Below are 21,703 nucleotides of genomic sequence, written 5' to 3'. Positions count from 1 at the left end.
ATACATCGATGCGTATCATAATTGACTGCGATCCAGGCAATGGCATTCCCGGCGCGAATATTGATGACGGCCTGGCGCTAGCGCTGGCGATTGCCGCTCCGCAAATCACTCTGGAAATGATCACTACTGTCGCAGGAAATACGCCAGCAGATGTGGGATATGCCGTCGCTAAAGATCTCATTGCGCAATTGGCTATTCCCGTTTCTGTTTACCGTGGAGCCTCGCGTGCGCTCCGGGAAGATCCGCTTCCCTGGCGTGAAAAACTGGATCAGGGTGTCGATCAGTTTGGCTTACGGAAACTCTGGTCGGAAGTTCCTGCCCCGGCATTGTGCCAGCAGGTGCCCCCCCATGCACCCGAGGCGATAGGTGAACTCATCTGTAATAACCCTGGTGAAATCACGTTGGTTGCTACCGGTCCACTCACCAATGTGGCCATTGCCCTGCAGCTTTACCCGCAGATTGTTCACGCGGTCAAAAATATCGTTGTTATGGGCGGCGTATTCAATGTGCCGGGCTACCTGAAAGATACCAATTTTGGTCTGGATCCTGAGGCGGCTCATGCGGTGCTTACCAGCGGCGCGCCCGTCACGCTGGTCCCGATGGATGTGACAACGAAAACTCAAATGCTTCACGCCGATTTGGATCGTCTGGCAAAAACAGAAAACGGGCTTAGCCGTTATCTGGCGCAAACCATTCGTCCGTGGATCACCTACTCTATGCAAACCCGCCATCTGCCCGGATGTTGGATCCATGATGCGTTAACCGTTGCCTGGTTACTGGATCCCTCTCTGGCAACAATGGAGGAAGATTACCTGGATGTCTCTCTGGAAGGCATCACGCGCGGTATGACCTGTCGCTATGGACGTGACACGTTGCGTCTCAATGTAGGGATCCCTGAACCAAAAGGTGCGCGGGTAAAAATTCTGCAGAGCATCGATAACCGGCGTCTTCTTTCGCTGATTGAGCACTATATCCATACCTACCGCGCCTAGCGTTACGGGTCAGAAAAGGAGACCTTTTTACGCTGTTTGAGGTGAGTTTTCCGGAGGAAATATGAATACGTTATCCTTCCTCTTATTCGGTGAAGGAGAATCTCTGTTAATTACGCTGGGCAAAATTTGCGTCGCTTTTATCCTCGGCGGGATCATCGGTCTTGAAAGGGAATCGAAAGGAAAGCCTGTCGGATTTAAAACGTGCGTCATTATTTCCGTCGCCAGTTGCGTTCTGACCATCGTCTCTATTCAGTCAGCAGAGTATTACGCGGAAATCTCGATGAATATACGTAGCGATCCGATGCGCCTGGCCGCACAAATTATCAGCGGCGTAGGCTTTCTCGGTGCAGGTGTTATCCTTCATCGCCATGACGACGCCATCTCCGGGCTGACAACCGCAGCCATTGTATGGGCTTCTGCGGGAGTGGGAATTACCAGTGGCGCCGGTTTTTATATGCATGCGCTTCTTGCCACAGGCCTGTTCCTGCTGGCCATAAAGCTCAGCTATTTTGTTATCTTTTTACAAACTAAAAATCAATTGCCCGGTAAAGTTAAGATTCGCATTATTCTTGACGAAAAATCAGGACTACAAACGCTGGTGGAAAGTATTAATCAGCAAAAAAACATTATTGAAGCTATCACCATCCGCGATGTCAAAAAGGGGAAAATAGAGGTTAATCTAAAAGTCGTGATTAGAAAAAAAATGACCTTACCGGAACTTTACAACAACCTTTCCACCCTCGAACATGTCTGCGCCATCGCACTGGAACATTAAAAAAACAGGGTGAAAACAAATCCCTTGACCTTCCCCTTGCTGGAAGGTTTAACCTTTATCACAGTCAATTAATCCCTGTAATAAAGGAGTGAAGTGATGTCTCACACTATCGACCTGACCCTGGACGGCCTGTCCTGCGGTCACTGCGTCAAACGCGTAAAAGAGAGTCTTGAACAACGCCCGGATGTTGAACAGGCTGAGGTTACCGTGACTGAAGCGCACGTCACCGGTACCGCCAGCGCCGAAGCGCTTATCGACACCATCAAACAAGCCGGTTACGGCGCAGAGTTAAGCCACCCAAAGGCTAAACCGCTGGCGGAGTCATCAATCCCGTCGGAAGCACTGGCAGCGGTCCCTCCTGAGCTTCCGGCAGCGACGGCTGAAGATGAGAGCCAACAGCTGCTGTTAAGCGGCATGAGCTGCGCCAGCTGTGTTTCCCGGGTACAAAATGCGCTGCAAAGCGTTCCCGGGGTCACGCAGGCACGGGTAAACCTCGCGGAACGTACTGCGCTGGTGATGGGCAGTGCGTCCGCCGCCGATTTAGTCCAGGCGGTGGAAAAAGCCGGCTATGGCGCGGAGGCGATTGAAGACGATCTCAAACGCCGTGAGCGCCAGCAGGAAACCGCCGTCGCGATAATGAAACGCTTCCGCTGGCAGGCGATTGTCGCCCTGCTGGTGGGTGTGCCGGTGATGGTCTGGGGGATGATGGGCGATAACATGATGGTGACCGCCGACAACCGCAGCCTGTGGCTGGCGATAGGTCTGGCGACGCTCGCCGTGATGGTTTTTGCCGGCGGCCATTTTTATCGCAGCGCGTGGAAGAGCCTGATGAACGGCACCGCCACGATGGACACCCTGGTGGCGCTGGGCACCGGCGTAGCCTGGTTGTACTCGATGAGCGTCAACCTGTGGCCGCAGTGGTTCCCGATGGAAGCGCGTCATCTTTATTATGAAGCCAGCGCGATGATCATTGGTCTGATTAACCTCGGACACATGCTGGAAGCCCGCGCGCGTCAGCGCTCGTCTAAGGCGCTGGAAAAATTACTCGATCTCACGCCGCCAACGGCGCGAGTGGTGACAGAAGACGGTGAAAAGAGCGTACCGCTGGCAGAGGTTCAACCGGGGATGCTGTTGCGTCTGACCACCGGCGACCGCGTACCGGTTGACGGTGAAATCACCCAGGGCGAAGCCTGGCTGGATGAGGCGATGCTTACCGGCGAACCTATCCCACAGCAAAAAGGGGAAGGCGACAGTGTGCATGCCGGTACCGTTGTGCAGGATGGCAGCGTGTTGTTCCGCGCCAGCGCAGTCGGCAGCCATACTACGCTGTCGCGCATTATCCGTATGGTGCGCCAGGCCCAGAGCAGTAAGCCGGAAATCGGTCAGATGGCCGATAAGATTTCCGCCGTGTTTGTTCCGGTTGTGGTCGTGATTGCGCTGGTCAGCGCGGGTATCTGGTACTTCTTTGGCCCGGCACCGCAAATTGTCTACACCCTGGTGATTGCAACCACAGTACTGATTATTGCCTGTCCGTGTGCGCTGGGTCTGGCAACTCCAATGTCTATTATTTCCGGCGTGGGTCGTGCGGCTGAGTTTGGCGTACTGGTGCGTGATGCCGATGCGCTGCAGCGCGCCAGCACTCTGGATACCGTGGTCTTCGACAAAACCGGGACACTGACCGAAGGCAAACCCCAGGTGGTGGCGATTAAAACCGTAGGCGAGACTGACGAGGCGCAGGTGCTGCGTCTGGCGGCGGCGCTTGAGCAAGGCTCCAGCCACCCTCTGGCGCGAGCGATTCTCGACAAAGCCGGTGATGGTGCACTGCCGCAGGTCAACGGTTTCCGCACCCTGCGTGGATTAGGCGTTAGCGGTGAAGCCGAAGGGCATACGCTGTTGTTGGGCAACCAGGCCCTGCTGAACGAGCAGCAGGTTGACACTCGCGAACTGGAAACCGAGATATCGGCCCAGGCTTCTCAGGGCGCTACGCCGGTGCTGCTGGCGATTGATGGTAAAGCGGCAGCGCTGCTGGCCGTGCGCGATCCGTTGCGTAGCGACAGCGTGGCCGCCCTTCAGCGACTGCACCGCGCCGGCTATCGTCTGGTGATGTTAACCGGCGATAACCCGACGACGGCTAACGCCATCGCCAAAGAGGCGGGAATTGATGAGGTGATTGCCGGCGTTCTGCCGGACGGTAAAGCCGATGCCATTAAACGTCTGCAAAGCCAGGGGCGTCAGGTGGCGATGGTCGGTGACGGCATCAATGATGCACCGGCGCTGGCGCAAGCCGATGTCGGGATCGCAATGGGCGGCGGCAGCGATGTGGCTATCGAAACCGCTGCAATTACCCTGATGCGTCATAGCCTGATGGGCGTGGCAGATGCACTGTCTATTTCCCGCGCAACGCTTCGAAACATGAAGCAAAACCTGCTTGGCGCATTCATCTACAACAGCATCGGTATTCCTGTTGCAGCCGGTATTCTGTGGCCGTTTACCGGTACGTTGCTGAACCCGGTGGTTGCCGGTGCGGCGATGGCGCTCTCGTCCATTACCGTGGTGAGCAACGCGAACCGACTGCTGCGCTTTAAACCGAAAGAGTAAGCGATGCCGGATGGCGTTTTAGCGCCGCCATCCGGCAATTCACACATTGCACACCCCTGGGCCACGCGTTAGCATGGGCTTCTGATTAGGGAGGTCGCATGGATCTGTTTTACCGGGTAAAAACATTCTTCGCTACGCTATCCGGCAATCGCTATACCTGGCCCGCCATTGATGTTTCGTTGCCCGGCAACCGCCATTTCCACCTGATTGGCAGTATTCATATGGGCAGTCGCGATATGTCCCCTCTCCCTGCCAGACTGCTCAAAAAGCTTAACAGCGCCGATGCACTAATTGTTGAGGCCGACGTCTCCGGCAATGACAGCCCTTTTGCCGATCTACCCGAATTTGCCGCACTGGAAGAGCGCATCAGCGAGGAGCAGTTGCGCAATCTGCATCGCGCGACCGATGAATTGGGGATCTCTCCGACGCTGTTTTCCACACAACCGCTGTGGCAAATCGCGATGGTGTTGCAGGCCACCCAGGCGCAACAGTTGGGATTACGCCCGGAATACGGTATTGATTATCAGCTGTTGCAGGCCGCGAAAAAGGCAGAAAAACCGGTGATTGAACTGGAAGGTGCCGCCAGCCAGATTGCACTGTTGTGTGAACTGCCAGACAACGGCCTGGCACTGCTGGAGGACACACTAACGCACTGGCACACCAACGCCCGGTTACTGCAACAGATGATGAGCTGGTGGCTTGACTCCCCGCCGCAGGACAATCACCTGACGCTTCCCAACACCTTCAGTCAGTCGCTGTACGATGTGCTGATGCATCAACGCAATATCGCCTGGCGGGATCGTCTGGCGGCACTGCCTGCGGGTCGCTATGTGGTGGCCGTCGGCGCGCTGCACCTTTATGGAGAGGGAAATCTGCCGGAGCTGATGCGATAAAAAAAGTGGCCAATATTTCTATTGGCCCGTCAAAGAGGAATTTCATCATTATTATTATGCCGCCGCTTAATGCGACGGTGTATGTCGATTGTCGCTCAAACTCTGCATCCTGCCAACATAATTGCGCAAGATGGTACTATATTTCGAACATTCGTTAGAGATATGCTTGACTCGTCATTTGGTTTAGCCAGGAAAAATAGCTATGACACCCGCCGTTAAATTACTCGAAAAAAACAAAATTACGTTCAGGATCCATACCTACGACCACGATCCCGCCGAGACCAACTTCGGCGATGAGGTGGTGCGCAAGTTAGGGCTGAATGCCGATCAGGTGTACAAAACGCTGCTGGTGGCGGTGAATGGCGATATGAAACATCTGGCGGTTGCAGTCACGCCCGTGGCCGGACAACTGGATCTGAAAAAAGTCGCCAAAGCACTCGGCGCGAAAAAGGTCGATATGGCCGATCCGCTGGTTGCGCAACGCACGACCGGGTATCTGGTCGGCGGCATTAGCCCACTGGGACAAAAAAAACGTCTACCGACGCTGATTGATGCGCCAGCCCGGACGTTTGACACCATTTTTGTCTCTGGCGGCAAACGCGGGCTGGATATTGAACTGGCGGCGGTTGATTTAGCCGCGATTCTGGAGGCTGAATTCGCCGATATCGCCCGCCGGGATTAAGTGATTATAGAATGATGGCCTGATAGCGCGACGCTTATCAGGCCAGGAAACCGCACTAACCTGTAGGCCGGATAAGGTGCCCGCACCGCCATCCGGCACTCCGCCCTGTTACTGCCAGCTAACTTCCCCCTTCGGCTCATACGCACTGGCATCCAGCGGTGAGTTTTTCTGAATGTATTCCTTCAGCACTTCCGCATCAATAAACCCGGTGTTGACGTACCCCGGTTTGTTATCAATACGCGGATATCCGTCGCCGCCGGTCGCGTTAAAGCTGAGCGTCGCCATACGGTAGGTTTTTGCCGGGTCAACCGGCTCGCCGTTGATTTTCAAATCGTTGAGCTTGCCCTCTTTTGCCACAAAGCTAACCCTGGCAAACTGCGGATAGGCACCGGAGTCCGGTTTCATTTGCGCCACGGCCGTCAGATAATCCGTCACATCCTTACCGTTCATGTCGGCATATACGACAACGTTGCCGAATGGCTGAACCTTCAGCACGCTTTTATAGGTGATATCCCCGCCGTCAATCGAGTCACGAATGCCGCCGCCGCTCATAACGCCAAAATCGGCACCGGTGCGCGCCATTTGCGCAGCCAGAATCAAATGCCCCATGTTGGTTTGTACAAAACGGACCTTGCTGCGATCACCTTCCAGTCGGTCATTCACCGCACCAATTTTCACATCCAACTGCGCTTTTCCTTTATTCTGGAACGGTGACAACAGCGAGAGCATCTGCGCATTCTCCGCGATTTCCGGGGTGTAAAGTACGTGCTCACTTTTCCCGTCTTCCCAGGTCACTTTCTTCTTCAGGTTCACCGGAATCAGCTGATAGTTGACCATTTTCATCTCGCCGTTACGGAACTCAAAGTCCGCGCGACCCACGTATTTCCCCCACTCATGAGCCTGCACGATCCAGATACCATTCTGTTTGTCCGGTGCACACGGCGTACCGGGAACGTAATCCACCTGTTTCTTATTTTCCGCCGCCATGCACACCGGGTCCTGTGAGTGACCACCCACAATCATCGCCAGCGCGCCCTCTGGCAGACTGCGCGCCATTTCAACGTCGCCCGGCGCGTTCGATCCGTGGTTGCCGTTGTCGTAATGCCCCATATGAGTGGTGGCAATCATGACGTCCGGCTTTTCATTCATCTGCAATTCCTGAATCACCACCTTTGCCTCTTCCGCTGGTTTGCGAAATTCAATATCGGTGAAGAACTCAGGGTTACCGATTTTCGCCGTGTCGTCGGTGGTCAAACCGATCACCGCGATTTTCAAATCCTGGCGTTTAAAAATGGCCCAGGGTTTAAACAGGCGCTCGCCGGTACTTTTCTGGTAAATATTGGCTGAGAGAAACGGGAACTTCGCCCACTTCTCCTGCTGACGCAGGACGGTGAGCGGATTATCAAATTCGTGGTTACCGACCGCCATCGCGTCATAACCAATCAGGTTCATCCCGCGAAAGTCGGGCTCAGCATCCTGTAGATCCGATTCGGGTACGCCAGTGTTGATGTCACCGCCGGACAGCAGCAGGACGCTGCCCCCTTCGGCAGCCACCTCGCGACGAATCCCGTCCACCAGCGTTTTTTGCGCTGAGAGACCGTACTCGCCGTATTCGCTGCGCCAGAAATGGCCATGGTGATCGTTGGTATGCAGAATGGTGATTTTATAGGTTTTATCTTTTTCATAAGCCTGAGCAGGCTGACTTGCCAGCGTGAATGCAGCGAACAGTGCCAGCGCCACACCCCGTTTTAAAAATTTCATGTTTCTCTCCCTGATTCCTTCACTCGGCTGAAATTACAATTATCTGAAATAATAGTCGAATAAGTTTTCAGAATTGAGACTTCCTTCAAACCTCGTCCGCAGGTATGTTAGTCAGGTAATAATCACAATGACGATATTCCCCTGTGCGCAACATCATTCACGTTGCATCCGGGTAGCGTGAAGGATAAAGCGCATACATCGCAAATCAGACAGAAGTGACTTTCTATGGCAATGAGTGAACAAACCCAGCCAGCACCTGGTGCGTCCGCGCCAGTCGCTAAGGCACGCACGTCGTTCGGCATTTTAGGCGCGATCAGCCTTTCACATCTGCTTAACGATATGATTCAGTCGTTAATTCTGGCGATCTATCCGCTATTACAGTCCGAATTTTCACTGACCTTTATGCAGATAGGGATGATCACCCTGACCTTCCAGTTGGCCTCTTCGCTACTACAACCGGTGGTTGGCTACTGGACCGATAAGTACCCGATGCCGTGGTCGCTGCCGATTGGCATGTGCTTTACGCTAAGCGGTCTGGTGCTGTTGGCAATGGCCGGCAGTTTTGGCACCGTGCTGTTGGCTGCCGCGCTGGTCGGCACCGGTTCTTCGGTATTCCACCCGGAATCGTCCCGTGTGGCGCGTATGGCCTCAGGCGGACGCCACGGTCTTGCCCAGTCCATCTTCCAGGTGGGAGGTAACTTTGGTAGCTCCCTCGGTCCGTTGTTGGCGGCAGTGATTATCGCCCCTTACGGCAAAGGTAATGTGGCCTGGTTCGTTCTTGCGGCGCTGCTGGCCATTGTTGTGCTGGCGCAAATTAGCCGCTGGTATGCCGCGCAGCATCGAATGAGCAAGGGGAAACCAAAAGCAACGATTATCAATCCACTGCCGCGCAATAAGGTGGTGCTTGCGGTCAGCGTCCTGCTGATCCTGATTTTCTCGAAATACTTCTATATGGCGAGCATCAGCAGCTATTACACCTTTTATCTGATGCAAAAATTCGGATTATCGGTACAAAACGCGCAATTTCACCTCTTTGCTTTCCTGTTTGCGGTTGCTGCAGGAACGGTAATTGGCGGGCCTTTAGGCGATAAGATTGGCAGAAAATATGTCATTTGGGGCTCTATCCTCGGCGTCGCGCCGTTTACGTTGATTTTACCTTATGCCACCCTGCACTGGACCGGCATTTTAACGGTGATCATTGGTTTTATTCTCGCCTCGGCGTTTTCCGCCATTCTGGTGTATGCCCAGGAGCTACTGCCGGGTCGTATCGGCATGGTTTCTGGTCTGTTTTTTGGTTTTGCCTTTGGGATGGGTGGCCTGGGAGCCGCGGTGTTAGGTCTGCTCGCTGACCATACCAGCATCGAGTTAGTCTATAAAATCTGTGCTTTCCTGCCACTTCTGGGGATCTTGACCATATTCCTACCTGATAACCGGCATAAAGCCTGAGTTTTTGCGGCTAAAGCTAAACTTTAGCCGCCCTCTCAGCCTGCTGCCATAAGCCTTTGCTCTGTCTACAACCCATTCGTTTTCCGATCCGTGCTTTTTTCAGCTCAAATTGCAGTTTTCTTCAAAATTCAATAATTATTCATAAACATAATAGTCAAAATTGTCATAAACTATTACCTGGAATTTTGGAAATCAGCTACCAAAGGAGACGGAATGCATCACGCCACCCCGCTTATCACCACCATTGTTGGCGGCCTTGTGCTCGCTTTTATACTCGGCATGCTTGCCAATAAACTGCGTATTTCTCCTCTGGTGGGATATCTGTTAGCGGGCGTTCTGGCCGGTCCTTTTACGCCAGGCTTTGTGGCTGATACCAAACTTGCGCCGGAGCTCGCTGAGCTTGGCGTTATTCTGCTGATGTTCGGCGTCGGTTTGCACTTTTCACTGAAGGATTTGATGGCGGTAAAGTCGATAGCCATTCCCGGCGCGATCGCCCAGATAGCCGTGGCGACGCTGTTGGGTATGGCCCTTTCCGCCATGCTGGGCTGGTCGCTGATGACCGGTATCGTCTTTGGTTTATGTCTTTCAACCGCCAGTACCGTGGTGCTGCTGCGCGCGCTTGAAGAACGACAACTGGTCGACAGTCAGCGAGGGCAGATTGCCATCGGCTGGCTGATTGTTGAAGATCTGGTAATGGTACTGACGCTGGTTCTGCTGCCAGCCGTCGCCGGAATGGTGGAAAAAGGTAACGTCGGCTTCGCCTCGCTGGCCGTCGACATGGGCATTACCATCGGTAAAGTTATCGCCTTTATCGCCATTATGATGCTGGTTGGCCGCCGTCTGGTACCGTGGATTATGGCGCGCAGCGCGGCAACCGGCTCCCGCGAACTGTTTACCCTTTCCGTACTGGCGCTGGCATTAGGTATCGCTTTCGGCGCGGTGGAACTGTTTGATGTCTCCTTCGCGCTGGGCGCGTTCTTTGCCGGGATGGTACTGAATGAATCGGAACTGAGCCACCGCGCGGCCCACGATACCCTGCCGCTGCGCGACGCGTTTGCCGTCCTGTTCTTTGTCTCCGTCGGTATGCTGTTTGATCCGCTGATTCTGATCCAACAACCGCTGGCCGTGCTGGCAACGCTTGCCATCATTATCTTTGGTAAGTCGGTCGCCGCCTTTTTCCTGGTGCGTCTGTTTGGCCACTCGCCGCGCACCGCACTGACCATCGCCGCCAGCCTGGCGCAGATTGGTGAATTCGCCTTTATTCTCGCCGGTCTGGGGATGGCGCTGAACCTGCTGCCGCAGGAAGGGCAAAATCTGGTGCTGGCAGGGGCGATTCTGTCGATTATGCTCAACCCGGTGCTGTTTGCTCTGCTGGAAAAATATCTGGCAAAAACCGAGACGCTGGAAGAACAAACGCTGGAAGAGGCTATCGAGGAAGAGAAACAAATTCCGGTGGATATCTGCAACCACGCGCTGCTGGTCGGTTTTGGCCGTGTCGGCAGTCTGCTCGGTGAAAAACTGATGGCGGCCGGGATGCCGTTAGTGGTTATCGAAACGTCGCGGACACGAGTGGATGAACTACGCGAGCGCGGGATCCGCGCGGTGCTGGGGAATGCCGCCAATGAAGAGATTATGAATCTGGCGCATCTGGACTGCGCCCGCTGGCTGATCCTCACGATTCCGAACGGCTATGAGGCCGGTGAAATTGTTGCGTCTGCCCGCGAGAAATGCCCGAATATTGAGATTATTGCTCGTGCGCATTATGACGATGAGGTCGAGTACATTACCGAACGCGGCGCTAATCAGGTCGTGATGGGCGAGCGTGAAATCGCCCGTACGATGCTGGAATTGCTGGAAACACCCCCTGCGGGTGAAATCGTGACCGGGTGATCGTCGTGGCATCGGCTCGTTTGCCTGATGGCGCTTCGCTTATCAGGCCTACATGATGACACAGATAATGGTTACGCCAGGCCGGATAGGACGTTTACGTCGCCATCCGGCATAATGACTTAACGATCCCAGTACGACTCTTCGAGGCTATCCTCACGCTCCGGCAGTCCACGCGTCAGACGCGGAGAGTGCTGGTTCAGTACCTGATAACTCACACGATTGGCATATTTACACACCTGAGCTAATGACGAATAGGTCAGCCAGGTGAACTTGTGCTTACTGGAATTCGGCACGTTCGAACGGTGATAGCTGTTGGCGGTAATATCGTGCAGCAGCGCCGCCAGCGCGCCGTCACCTGCGCCATTGGTGTTCATGATCTTTTCCGGACCGCCCATATACGGCGCGATATGGGAATAGACGCGCAGCGGATTGCGACAGTCTTTATGGCGCATCGCGCGGCTGAACTCATATTGGTTAAATTCGGCAATCGCCCCAGGCAACAACGGGTGTTGAGTTTTGCGTTTGGCTTCCTCTTCGGTAAAGCCCGCCATGTACAGCCCTACCGGTCCGGCGGTACACAACACCAGATCGACCCAGTCCAGCGCTTTATCAGATGCCAGCAGCGGATCGTTTTCACCGGTCAGCGCTTCGGCCTCTTCTTCATTCATTGCCAGGATTGAGACGTTCTCTTTCAGGAAACCCTGCCACCATTGCGGGTTATCGGCGATCACGAATTTGGTCCCAAGCGTCAGCACCACGGGCACATTGTGCTTTTTAGCGTACTCAATGGCCTTCATGGTGGCTTCCGGCATCGGCTCGCCCGGCTTGCAGCGTACCAGATAGGAGGTCAGCACCAGCGCCGATGCCCCGGCAATCACCGTTTCCGGAATGCTTTCCGCGCGCAACTGGTTCATGTGCCCTGGGCTGATGGCGAAGGTACGCTCACCGGATTCGCCTATCAGGGTAAAGCAGCGGCCAATCGGCCCGTCAACGCCCTGCAGATAGTTGAGGTCGGTCCGGCTGGAGGTGTTGCACAAATAGCGGTAAGCGTAGCTGCCAATTTCGATGTTGCTGCACATCACGCCCAGCAACACCGAACGGTCATCGGCCAGCACGGAGTAGTTGTGCATGGTGTTACCAATCGTGCCACCGGCAAACTGATGGGTGATCAGATTGTCACGCACCAGTTCCTGATACAGCGCTTCGGCCACATCGTCTTCAATCACCAGTGAATGCCCGGCACTCAGTCCATAACGTTGTACAAACGCGTCATCCACTTTCGCTTCAATATCGACCAGCGTTTGATCGATCCCCACCACCCATGCGGCGCTGGTTTCATTTTCAGGCTGGATTTGTTGCAGCAGTGGATCGCGTGCGTTGACAGGGAAATAGTGTTTGGATTTGCGTTTACCGGGAAATTTCATAGCTGTTTTTACAGGTGGATAACTGAGCGGTGCATGGTAGCACATTCCCCTCTGGACGACAGAGTTTCAATAACAGACGAACGGATCGCAGTTTCCACGACGGAAGCTTTTACAATGGGTCGATTTCACAAGGAGCGTTTTATGAAACCAGAGAATAAACTTCCCGTACTGGCAAGCATTTCAGACGAGATGCGCGCAGTGCTGAATATCCGGCAGGACGATTTACCTCCCTGGCCTGCCGCCGATGATGTGCCAGCGATGCGCCAACACTACATTCTTGAACGACGCTTCTGGAATGCGGATGCACCGCAAATGCCAACGCGGGAATATGCCCTCCCTACGCGCTGGGGAGAGGTGACAACGCGCCTGTACAGCCCAACGCCAGACAGTCAGGCCACGCTGTTTTACCTGCACGGTGGCGGTTGTATTCTCGGGAATCTGGATACCCATGACCGAATCATGCGCCTGCTGGCAAGCTATACCCAGTGCACGGTAATCGGCGTCGACTATTCACTCTCACCTGAGGCGCGCTTTCCGCAGGCCATTGAAGAGACCATTGCCGCCTGTCAGTTCTTTTATCAGCAGGCGGACGACTATCAGTTGAACATGACGCACATTGGCTTTGCCGGTGATTCCGCTGGCGCGATGCTGTCGCTCGCCAGCGCGCTGTGGCTGCGCGATAAGCACATATTTTGTGGAAAGGTGGCGGGCGTGCTGTTGTGGTATGGACTGTACGGCTTACAGGACTCAGCAAGTCGACGACTGATGGGCGGCGACTGGGACGGTCTCAGCCGTCAGGATTTGGAAATGTACGAAAAAATGTATCTGCGTGATGCCGACGATCGCGAGTCGCCGTACTATTGCCTGTTCAACAACGACCTGACGCGCGATGTGCCGCCCTGCTTTATCGCCGGTGCGGAGTTTGACCCGCTGATCGACGACAGCCGTCTGCTCTTCGAGACGCTTCAGGCGCACCAACAGCCCTGCGAATACAAAATGTATCCCGGCACGCTGCACGCCTTTCTGCACTACTCACGCATGATGAAATCTGCCGATGACGCCTTACGCGATGGTGCGCGTTTCTTCACTCAGCAGATTAACGCTGCACGTTAGCGGTACGGGGCCGTCAGTTTCAGCATCATATCGATATGTTCCGGCGCGGCATTTAGCGCCGGAATATATTCATACTTTTTACCGCCCGCTTCGAGGAAGATCTCTTTATTCTGCACCGCAATTTCTTCCAGCGTCTCCAGACAATCCGCCGCGAAGCCCGGACACATCACCTGAATATGGCCCGTTCCCTTCTCGCCTAACATCTTCAGCGTTTCATCCGTGTAGGGCGTCAGCCACGGTTCACGACCAAAACGCGACTGGAAGGTCATCATTACTTTTTCTGGCGGCAGACCGAGCGCAGAAACCAACTCACGGGTCGTGTCGCGACAGCGTTGCGGATAGTCGTCACCTTCATCAGCAAAACGCTGGGGGATACCGTGATACGACAACAGCAGCAAATCCGGTTCGCCGTGTTCGGCGAACGAAGCCCGCGCACTGTTCGCCAGCGCGTCAATATAAGCGCGATCGTCGGCGTAATCGCGAATAAACGAAATGCCGGGAATACGACGTTTACGCGCCAGAATGCGCGCCAGCTCATCCCAGACCGCAGCAACCGTTGAGCAGGAATATTGCGGGTACAGCGGCAGCACGACGATATGATCCACGTGGTTTGCCAGCAGCTCGTCCACCGCGCTTTCCAGTGACGGCGAGCCATAGCTCATGCCCAGCGCGACGGGCGTGTCCGCCAGGCGCGCAGCAAGCGCCTGCTGCTGTTGACGGCTGTAGACCATTAGCGGAGAGCCGCCTTCCATCCAGACAGACTGATAAAGCTTTGCCACACGCGGGGCGCGAAGCGGCAAAATCACGCCGCGCAGCAGCGGCCACCACAATACACGGGGCGTATCGACAACGCGTGTATCGCTTAAGAATTGCCGGAGATAGCGTGTTACTGCCGCCGGAGTGGGGGCATCGGGAGTACCAAGATTTGCCAGCAGGATACCGGTTTTCGTCTGACGCATTACCGCCTCTTATCGATTCAAATTGTTGATAATTGTAGCGGAAAAGTGAGTAAGAAGAACTAATTGCTGTGAGAGGTAAAACGAGAATTTGCCTGATGGCGCTACGCTTATCAGGCCTACGCGATAATGGCAGGCCTGATAAAAGGTTCACTACGCGAAAAACTTAACCGAGGATTTTTTCCAGCGCGGCGCGCACGTCAGCAACGGCCTGAGTCCCGTCAACTTTCGCGTATTGCGTGTTACCTGCTGCCGCTTCTTTCTGGTAGTAACCAATCAGCGGTGCCGTCATCTGATGGTATTCCACCAGACGCTTACGCACGGTCTCTTCCTGGTCGTCTTTACGGGTGGTCAGCTCTTCGCCGGTCACGTCGTCTTTACCTTCAACCTTAGGCGGGTTGAATTTGATGTGGTAAACGCGGCCAGACGCAGCGTGTACGCGACGACCAACGATACGGTCAACGATCAGCTCATCCGGTACGTCGAATTCGAGAACATAATCCACCACGATACCGGCTTCTTTCATGGCGTCAGCCTGCGGAATCGTGCGCGGGAAACCATCTAACAGAAAACCGTTACGGCAATCTTCCTGCGCGATACGCTCTTTTACCAGCGCGATCACCAGCTCATCCGTCACCAGCTTACCGGCGTCCATGATGTCTTTCGCTTGTTTGCCCAGCTCGGAGCCAGATTTCACGGCGGCACGCAGCATATCACCGGTGGAGATTTGCGGAATACCATACTTCTCCATGATGAACTGAGCCTGAGTTCCTTTACCCGCGCCCGGAGCGCCAAGCAGAATGATACGCATTACGAAAATCCCCTTAAAGGTTGTCGATATTTTTAAAAAAGCGCTAAACGATACCACCATCACGCATTTGTCTCAAGGAAGGTGCCAGCGCTGAAACGGTTAATGAGGGAAAATTTAGAAAAGAGAGGCGATTAAAAGAAATGCCGGATAGCAATCACGCTTATCCGGCATTCACATCGCAGTTATCAGGAAACCAGCAGTTGGTTCATGCGGCGGATGAACTGGTTTGGATCTTCGAGCGTGCCGCGCTCAGCAAACAACGCCTGATCCAGCAGCAGTTCAACCCACTCGTTGAATTGCGCTTCATCCTGGGTATCCGCCGTGCGTTTCACCAGCACGTGGTCCGGATTGAGTTCAAAGATGTATTTCACTTCCGGTACGTTCTGACCCGCTGCGGCAAACAGTTTTGCCATCTGGGTGCTCATTTCGTCCGCGTCGGTGGTGACAATCGCCGGCGTATCGGTCAGACGGTGCGTCAGACGTACGTCTTTCACCCGGTCGCCCAGCAGGTTTTTCACGCGCTCAACAAACGGTGTCAGCGCTTTTTCCGCTTCTTTCGCGCTTTCATCAACCTCATCGGCCAGCTTGTCGATAGACTCGTCCGCTTTGGCGACGGACTGGAACGCCTTACCGTCAAACTCGGTGAGGTAGTTCATCATCCACTCGTCAATGCGATCGGAGAGCAACAGCACTTCGATGCCTTTCTTACGCAGCAGTTCCAGGTGCGGGCTGCTCTTCGCTGCCGCATAGCTGTCAGCGGTAATGTAGTAAATCTTCTCCTGCCCTTCTTTCATGCGAGAGACGTAGTCTTCCAGAGAGACGGTCTGCGCAGAAGAGTCGGTATGCGTCGACGCGAAACGCATCAGTTTGGCGATGGTTTCCTGGTTAGCATGATCTTCCGCCGGCCCTTCTTTCATCACCAGACCAAACTGCTGCCAGAACGTCTGGTATTTTTCCACATCCTCTTTCGCCAGTTTTTCCAGCATCTGCAGAACACGCTTAGTCAGTGCGCTACGCAGGTTGCGGGTGACGGTGCTGTCCTGCAGGATCTCACGAGAAACGTTCAGCGGCAGATCGTTGGAATCAATAAGCCCTCGCACGAAGCGCAAATAGTTCGGCATGAACTGCTCGGCGTCGTCCATGATAAAGACGCGCTGGACGTACAGCTTCAGGCCATGTTTGTGATCGCGGTTCCACATGTCCCACGGTGCCCGCGACGGGATGTACAGCAGACTGGTGTACTCCTGCTTCCCTTCTACGCGGTTGTGGCTCCAGGTCAGTGGATCGGTAAAATCGTGCGCGATATGCTTGTAAAACTCGTTGTACTCGTCATCTTTGATTTCCGACTTGTTACGGGTCCACAGCGCCTGCGCCTTGTTGATTTTCTCCCAGGTAACGACGGTTTCACCGTCTTTCTCTTCCTGTTTTTCTATCTCAACCGGCAGGGCGATATGGTCGGAATATTTGCTGATGATGGAACGTACGCGCCAGTCATCGAGGAACTCGTCTTCGCCTTCACGCAGATGCAGCGTGATTTCCGTTCCGCGATCGTCTTTGGTGATATCGGCAACGGTGTATTCACCTTCGCCCGCTGATTCCCAGAACACGCCGTTCTCCGGCTTGTCGCCTGCGGCACGAGTGCGGACTGTGACTTTATCCGCGACAATAAAGGCCGAATAGAAGCCTACGCCAAACTGACCAATCAGTTGGCTGTCTTTCGCCTGATCGGAGCCCATGGATTCAAGGAAGGATTTGGTCCCGGACTTCGCGATGGTCCCCAGATGATCGATCACGTCATCACGGTTCATCCCCACGCCGTTATCGGCGATGGTCAACGTACGCTTATCTTTATCGAAGGAGACGCGTACACGCAGTTCACCGTCGCCTTCATAGAGGTCCGGGTTCGACAGCGCGCGAAAACGCAGCTTGTCTGCCGCATCGGAGGCGTTAGAGATAAGCTCACGCAGGAAGATTTCTTTATTGGAATACAGAGAATGGATCATCAGATGCAGAAGCTGTTTTACTTCTGACTGAAAACCACGAGTTTCTTGTCCTTTCATGTAGATCTACCTCAACAATGCCATTTTCAATGGTAAAAACACGTTGAGGGTGAAATGGGGACAACCGGGGGGGATTTCAAGCGGAGGCCGCGAGCACAGCCTCCGTTTGTTCAGAATTTAATCTTGTGGCGTCCTGCCAGAGAATGCGACAGCGTGGTGCCGTCCACCATCTCCAGTTCACCGCCGACCGGCACGCCGTGTGCGATACGGCTGGCGTCAACGCCATATTGCGCGCAGAGTTCAGCAATGTAGTTCGCCGTGGCTTCCCCTTCGACCGTCGGGTTGGTCGCGAGGATCACTTCACTGAGTTGCTCGCAGGACAGGCGCTGCTCAAGTCTGTCGAGACCGATATCATCTGGCCCGATGCCGTCGAGCGGCGACAAATGCCCCATCAGCACGAAGTAGCGCCCGGAAAACTGCCCGGTCTGTTCAATCGCATAGATATCCGCAGGACTCTCGACCACGCAAATCTGGCCGTTTTCCTGACGACGCGGATTTGAACAGATATTGCAAACCTCTTGCTCGGTGAAGGTGCGGCAATCGGCGCAGTGACCGATTTCCGACATCGCCCGGGTGAGCGCTTGCGCCAGACGCATCCCGCCGCTGCGGTCACGCTGAAGCAGCGTAAACGCCATGCGCTGCGCCGACTTCGGGCCAACGCCCGGCAGGCAGCGCAGTGCTTCCATAAGCTGAGTTAACAGCGGGCTGGTTTGCATCAGAACGGCATCTTAAAGCCTGGCGGCAGTTGCATACCGGAGGAGACAGAGGCCATTTTTTCTTTCTGGGTCTCTTCAATGCGACGGGCAGCATCGTTAAACGCAGCAGCAACCAGATCTTCCAGCATCTCTTTGTCATCTTCGAGCAGGCTTGGGTCGATCTCCACGCGACGGCAGTTATGCGCGCCGTTAATGGTCACTTTCACCAGACCCGCACCGGATTCACCGGTCACTTCCAGCTTCGCGATTTCTTCCTGCATCTGCTGCATTTTTTCCTGCATCTGCTGGGCCTGCTTCATCAGGTTACCCAGACCGCCTTTACCAAACATAGGCTTCTCTCTCAATCACGTTAAGGGATGACAATCATAAGCGTCGCTTACGATCAAATGGGGCGGATACTCTCTTCATCCAGATCCGCATCGAAGAACCGACGCAGGGTCTGGATGTTGTTATCCGCAACTATCGACTCACGCGCCTGCGCAAGTTTCTCTTCATAAATCGCCTGACGCCACTCCAGCGGCGTTCGCACCGCCGGATTATCATCTTCTACGATGGTCAGTTCAACCGTTGAGCCCGCAAGCTGACTCAGTGCTTCCGCCAGCTTTTGTTGTGCACCGCTGGAATTCAGGTGACGCTGGCTGGAACGCAAATGCAGACAGACCGCATTATCGTTCTCTTCTTTCCAGGCGTTGAGCGCGACCTGCTCAACCAGTTTTGGCAGCGAAAGCTGGCTGACCTGTGCCGCCCACGGATCGCGTTCAATCGCTTCTGCGGCAAGCTTAGCTGCCAGTTCCGGCGTTTTCTCATGCTCCAGCGCTTTTTTCAGCGCCTTTGGTGTCGCCACCACCTCTTTCACTTCAGCAACCGGCGTGGTCGCCTTCCAGCGATAGGCCTCTTTCTTCGCCGGCGCCTGCTCGAGCGCAGACGGTGCAGGACGAGCCTGTACGCGTTCTGATACCGAAGCCAGTCTTTCCAGCGCAGCGTTATTCACCGGCCGCGCGCGGGGTGCGGCTGCCGGTTCACTCTTTTTTGCTTTGGTTGCTCCCTGCGCACGTTGCAGTTGGTTGCGCGCCGCCAGCACCTGACTGGTGGATTCCGGTAGCGGTGCTGCCGGGGCCGGTTGCGCGGGTGCAGACTGCTGCGGCACCTGGGTCGGCGTCATTACCGCCGTTGGCGCGACAGGGGCAAATGATTGTCGCGGAACCTCGGGTTCTGGTAGCGGCATACGCGGATGAAACGCCAGCGCCCGCAGTAAGGTCATTTCAACGCCCATGCGTCTGTCTGGCGCGTACGGCAGTTCTTTACGGCCAATCAACAACGTCTGGTAATAAAGCTGAACGTCCGCCGGCGGCACGGTGCGCGCCAGTTCACGCATGCGCACTTCGATCGTCGCCATGTCGCCGCCGAGTGCGGCAGGAGACAACTGGACCAGCGCAATACGGTGCAGCAGACCAAGCATTTCGACCAGCAGTGCTTCCCACTCAATTCCCCGCGCTGCGGCCTCGTTGACCAGCGTCATCACCCGTTCACCGTCGGCAGCGATTACCGCCTCCACCAGCGACAGCGCCTGATCGTCATCCAGCGTGCCGAGCATCGCGCTCACCGCCTGGGTGGAAACCTGGCCATCACCGCTGGCTATCGCCTGATCGGTCAGACTCAGCGCGTCACGCAAACTGCCATCGGCCGCACGGGAAAGCAGTTGCAGTGCGCGCGGCTCGTGGGCTATCTGCTCTTCGTTAAGAATGTGTTCAAGCTGATGGCGGATCTGGTCGACATCCAGCGCCTTAAGATGGAACTGCAGGCAGCGGGACAGAATAGTCACCGGCAGCTTCTGCGGATCGGTTGTCGCCAGCAGGAATTTGACGTGCGACGGCGGCTCTTCAAGCGTTTTGAGCAGCGCGTTAAAACTGTGGCGAGACAGCATATGCACTTCGTCGATCAGATAAACTTTGAATCGACCGCGCGCCGGGGCGTACTGGACGTTATCCAGCAGATCCCGGGTGTCTTCAACTTTAGTGCGCGAGGCAGCATCGATCTCAATCAGATCGACAAATCGCCCCTGTTCGATTTCACGGCAGTTATCACACACGCCGCACGGCGTGGCGGTAATGCCGGTTTCGCAATTCAGTCCCTTTGCCAGCAGACGGGCAATGGAGGTTTTACCGACACCCCGGGTACCGGAAAAAAGATATGCATGGTGAATACGCCCTAACGACAAGCCGTTCGCCAGTGCGGTCAGCACATGTTCCTGGCCGACGACGTCAGCAAAGGTTTGTGGGCGCCATTTTCGGGCTAAAACCTGATAACTCATTGGCTGGCTCTGAAACGCTGGAAGGTGGATTCATAGGGGGGAATGCTAACACAACCTCACTAATTCAGCGAGGTCATGTCTTCAGCTAATACGTCAGGTGCTGTTGAGCCGATTAGTGCCCCGGGAAAGGAACCAGGCTATAACAGTTGATGCCCTGCTGCGCCAGACGCTGTTCGCCGCCGAGGTCAAACAGGTTGATGATGAACGCCGCATCGGTCACTTCGCCGCCCAGACGACGGATCAGTTTCACGGTCGCTTCAATCGTACCGCCGGTTGCCAGCAGATCGTCAACCACCAGCACTTTATCACCGGCGTGGATCGCATCAAGGTGGATTTCCAGTTGATCGGTGCCGTATTCCAGTTCGTAGCTTTCAGCGATCGTTTCACGCGGCAGCTTGCGCGGTTTACGCACCGGCACAAAGCCAACGCCCAGACCCAACGCTACCGGCGCGCCAAACAGAAAGCCGCGAGCTTCGGTACCGACAACTTTGGTGATGCCTGCATTTTTGTAACGCTCAACCAGCAATTCGATGCTGAGTGCGTAAGCTTTCGGATCTTCCAGTAAGCTGGTGACATCACGGAAAAGAATGCCCGGTTTCGGGTAGTCCTGAATGCTTTTAATGCTATTTTTGAGAAACTCAAGCTGCTGTGCAGTTGCGGTCATAAGTTTGTGCCTGATTAATACGGTGTTACTTCACGGCGCACTATACACTTCATCCTTCAAGCGGCCTCTTTGTTGGCTGCATTAATTTGACCCAGTGCGCCTGTGCTCGAAAACGGTCGAATTTACTGGCTACCGCTCGCAATTGCAACCGCGATTATTATGCTTCAGTGCTTTTGTTGCTTTTCGTCAATCACAGGTATTCGCCACATAAATACCAGCAGGCAAGCCAGGATCACCAGCAGCAGGATCCGCACCCACCACATCGGGGTCAACCACAGCGATACGGCGAAGGTGATGAGGATCATTACTATCGCGCGGGGCTTAACGCCCGGCGGCATAGCCTTATATTTCTGCCAGAATCGCAAATAGCTGCCAAACCACGAGCGGTAGAGTAACCAGTTATGGAAACGCGGCGATGAGCGGGCAAAGCACCAGGCAGCCAGCAGGATAAACGGTGTCGTCGGCAATACAGGCAACACGACGCCCAGCGTCCCCAATACAACCGCCAGCCAACCCGTGATGATTAAAAGGATTCGTTGCATAATAAAGGCATATCGCAAACCAGAACGCTACTTTAGCATAACAGTTATCATTTTCATCGGAGTGTTACA

At 54.8% G+C, this 21,703-nt stretch carries 18 protein-coding genes and 1 other annotated feature; of the genes, 8 read left to right on the top strand and 10 right to left on the bottom strand.

Annotated elements, in window-relative coordinates:
* The first annotated feature begins 8 nt into the window (after window positions 1–8).
* The 5 genes from HVX64_RS06710 (at window position 9) to ybaK (ending at window position 5,940) form a co-directional block, all read left to right on the top strand.
* A complete protein-coding gene (locus HVX64_RS06710) occupies window positions 9–992 on the top strand; it encodes a nucleoside hydrolase (protein WP_044258917.1) in 984 nt (327 codons plus the stop codon).
* Between the two features lie 61 nt (window positions 993–1,053).
* The gene (locus tag HVX64_RS06705) at window positions 1,054–1,767 is read left to right on the top strand and encodes an MgtC/SapB family protein (protein ID WP_043001536.1); all 714 of its coding nucleotides are present in this window, start codon (window positions 1,054–1,056) and stop codon (window positions 1,765–1,767) included.
* A gap of 96 nt (window positions 1,768–1,863) precedes the next feature.
* Window positions 1,864–4,365 (top strand): copper-exporting P-type ATPase CopA, encoded by a 2,502-nt coding sequence (gene copA / locus HVX64_RS06700; RefSeq protein ID WP_044258920.1) that lies wholly within the window; start codon window positions 1,864–1,866, stop codon window positions 4,363–4,365.
* A gap of 98 nt (window positions 4,366–4,463) precedes the next feature.
* Window positions 4,464–5,258, top strand: coding sequence for a TraB/GumN family protein (locus HVX64_RS06695; protein WP_044258922.1), 795 nt, complete (start codon window positions 4,464–4,466; stop codon window positions 5,256–5,258).
* Between the two features lie 202 nt (window positions 5,259–5,460).
* Complete coding sequence (gene ybaK / locus HVX64_RS06690; RefSeq protein WP_043001540.1) at window positions 5,461–5,940, top strand: Cys-tRNA(Pro)/Cys-tRNA(Cys) deacylase YbaK; 480 nt, start codon at window positions 5,461–5,463, stop codon at window positions 5,938–5,940.
* 108 nt (window positions 5,941–6,048) lie between these two features.
* Here ybaK and ushA read toward each other — a convergent pair whose 3' ends face one another.
* Window positions 6,049–7,701 carry a bifunctional UDP-sugar hydrolase/5'-nucleotidase UshA gene (gene ushA, locus HVX64_RS06685; RefSeq protein WP_043001541.1) on the bottom strand — a complete coding sequence of 551 codons (1,653 nt, stop codon included), beginning with the start codon at window positions 7,699–7,701 and terminating at the stop codon, window positions 6,049–6,051.
* 225 nt (window positions 7,702–7,926) lie between these two features.
* On the opposite strand from ushA, the gene fsr reads away from it, so the two are divergent.
* Window positions 7,927–9,147 (top strand): fosmidomycin MFS transporter, encoded by a 1,221-nt coding sequence (gene fsr / locus HVX64_RS06680; protein ID WP_043001542.1) that lies wholly within the window; start codon window positions 7,927–7,929, stop codon window positions 9,145–9,147.
* A 213-nt stretch (window positions 9,148–9,360) separates the two neighbouring features.
* The gene (gene ybaL, locus HVX64_RS06675; RefSeq protein WP_043001543.1) at window positions 9,361–11,037 is read left to right on the top strand and encodes a YbaL family putative K(+) efflux transporter; all 1,677 of its coding nucleotides are present in this window, start codon (window positions 9,361–9,363) and stop codon (window positions 11,035–11,037) included.
* Between the two features lie 119 nt (window positions 11,038–11,156).
* Here ybaL and gsk read toward each other — a convergent pair whose 3' ends face one another.
* On the bottom strand, window positions 11,157–12,461 hold the full coding sequence (gene gsk / locus HVX64_RS06670) for an inosine/guanosine kinase (protein ID WP_044259024.1): 1,305 nt from the start codon (window positions 12,459–12,461) through the stop codon (window positions 11,157–11,159).
* Window positions 12,462–12,602: 141 nt separating this feature from the next.
* On the opposite strand from gsk, the gene aes reads away from it, so the two are divergent.
* Window positions 12,603–13,574 carry an acetyl esterase gene (gene aes / locus HVX64_RS06665; protein WP_044258924.1) on the top strand — a complete coding sequence of 324 codons (972 nt, stop codon included), beginning with the start codon at window positions 12,603–12,605 and terminating at the stop codon, window positions 13,572–13,574.
* On the opposite strand, the gene hemH is transcribed toward aes, so the two are convergent.
* The 8 genes from hemH to HVX64_RS06625 form a co-directional block, all read right to left on the bottom strand.
* Window positions 13,571–14,533, bottom strand: coding sequence for a ferrochelatase (hemH, locus tag HVX64_RS06660; protein WP_043001546.1), 963 nt, complete (start codon window positions 14,531–14,533; stop codon window positions 13,571–13,573). The two genes, aes and hemH, sit on opposite strands and share 4 nt — an antisense overlap.
* Before the next feature lie 163 nt (window positions 14,534–14,696).
* Window positions 14,697–15,341, bottom strand: coding sequence for an adenylate kinase (adk, locus tag HVX64_RS06655; RefSeq protein WP_043001547.1), 645 nt, complete (start codon window positions 15,339–15,341; stop codon window positions 14,697–14,699).
* A 185-nt stretch (window positions 15,342–15,526) separates the two neighbouring features.
* Complete coding sequence (htpG, locus tag HVX64_RS06650; protein ID WP_044258926.1) at window positions 15,527–17,401, bottom strand: molecular chaperone HtpG; 1,875 nt, start codon at window positions 17,399–17,401, stop codon at window positions 15,527–15,529.
* A gap of 110 nt (window positions 17,402–17,511) precedes the next feature.
* On the bottom strand, window positions 17,512–18,117 hold the full coding sequence (gene recR / locus HVX64_RS06645) for a recombination mediator RecR (RefSeq protein ID WP_043001549.1): 606 nt from the start codon (window positions 18,115–18,117) through the stop codon (window positions 17,512–17,514).
* Window positions 18,117–18,446 carry a YbaB/EbfC family nucleoid-associated protein gene (locus HVX64_RS06640; protein ID WP_001515903.1) on the bottom strand — a complete coding sequence of 110 codons (330 nt, stop codon included), beginning with the start codon at window positions 18,444–18,446 and terminating at the stop codon, window positions 18,117–18,119. The genes recR and HVX64_RS06640 overlap by 1 nt, the downstream gene beginning before the upstream one ends.
* A gap of 53 nt (window positions 18,447–18,499) precedes the next feature.
* Entirely contained in the window at window positions 18,500–20,428 is a 1,929-nt protein-coding gene (gene dnaX / locus HVX64_RS06635; protein ID WP_044258928.1) for a DNA polymerase III subunit gamma/tau, read from the bottom strand.
* Window positions 19,103–19,167, bottom strand: a sequence feature (DnaX frameshifting element). Its footprint overlaps the gene before it by 65 nt.
* A gap of 112 nt (window positions 20,429–20,540) precedes the next feature.
* Entirely contained in the window at window positions 20,541–21,092 is a 552-nt protein-coding gene (apt, locus tag HVX64_RS06630; RefSeq protein WP_043001551.1) for an adenine phosphoribosyltransferase, read from the bottom strand.
* Window positions 21,093–21,256: 164 nt separating this feature from the next.
* Window positions 21,257–21,634 carry a DUF454 family protein gene (locus HVX64_RS06625; protein WP_043001552.1) on the bottom strand — a complete coding sequence of 126 codons (378 nt, stop codon included), beginning with the start codon at window positions 21,632–21,634 and terminating at the stop codon, window positions 21,257–21,259.
* Between the last annotated feature and the right edge of the window lie 69 nt (window positions 21,635–21,703).

The sequence above is a fragment of the Citrobacter sp. RHB20-C16 genome, assembly GCF_013890155.1.
Classification (GTDB): Bacteria; Pseudomonadota; Gammaproteobacteria; order Enterobacterales; family Enterobacteriaceae; genus Citrobacter_A; species Citrobacter_A amalonaticus.
This window is presented reverse-complemented; position numbering and strand designations above follow the sequence as displayed.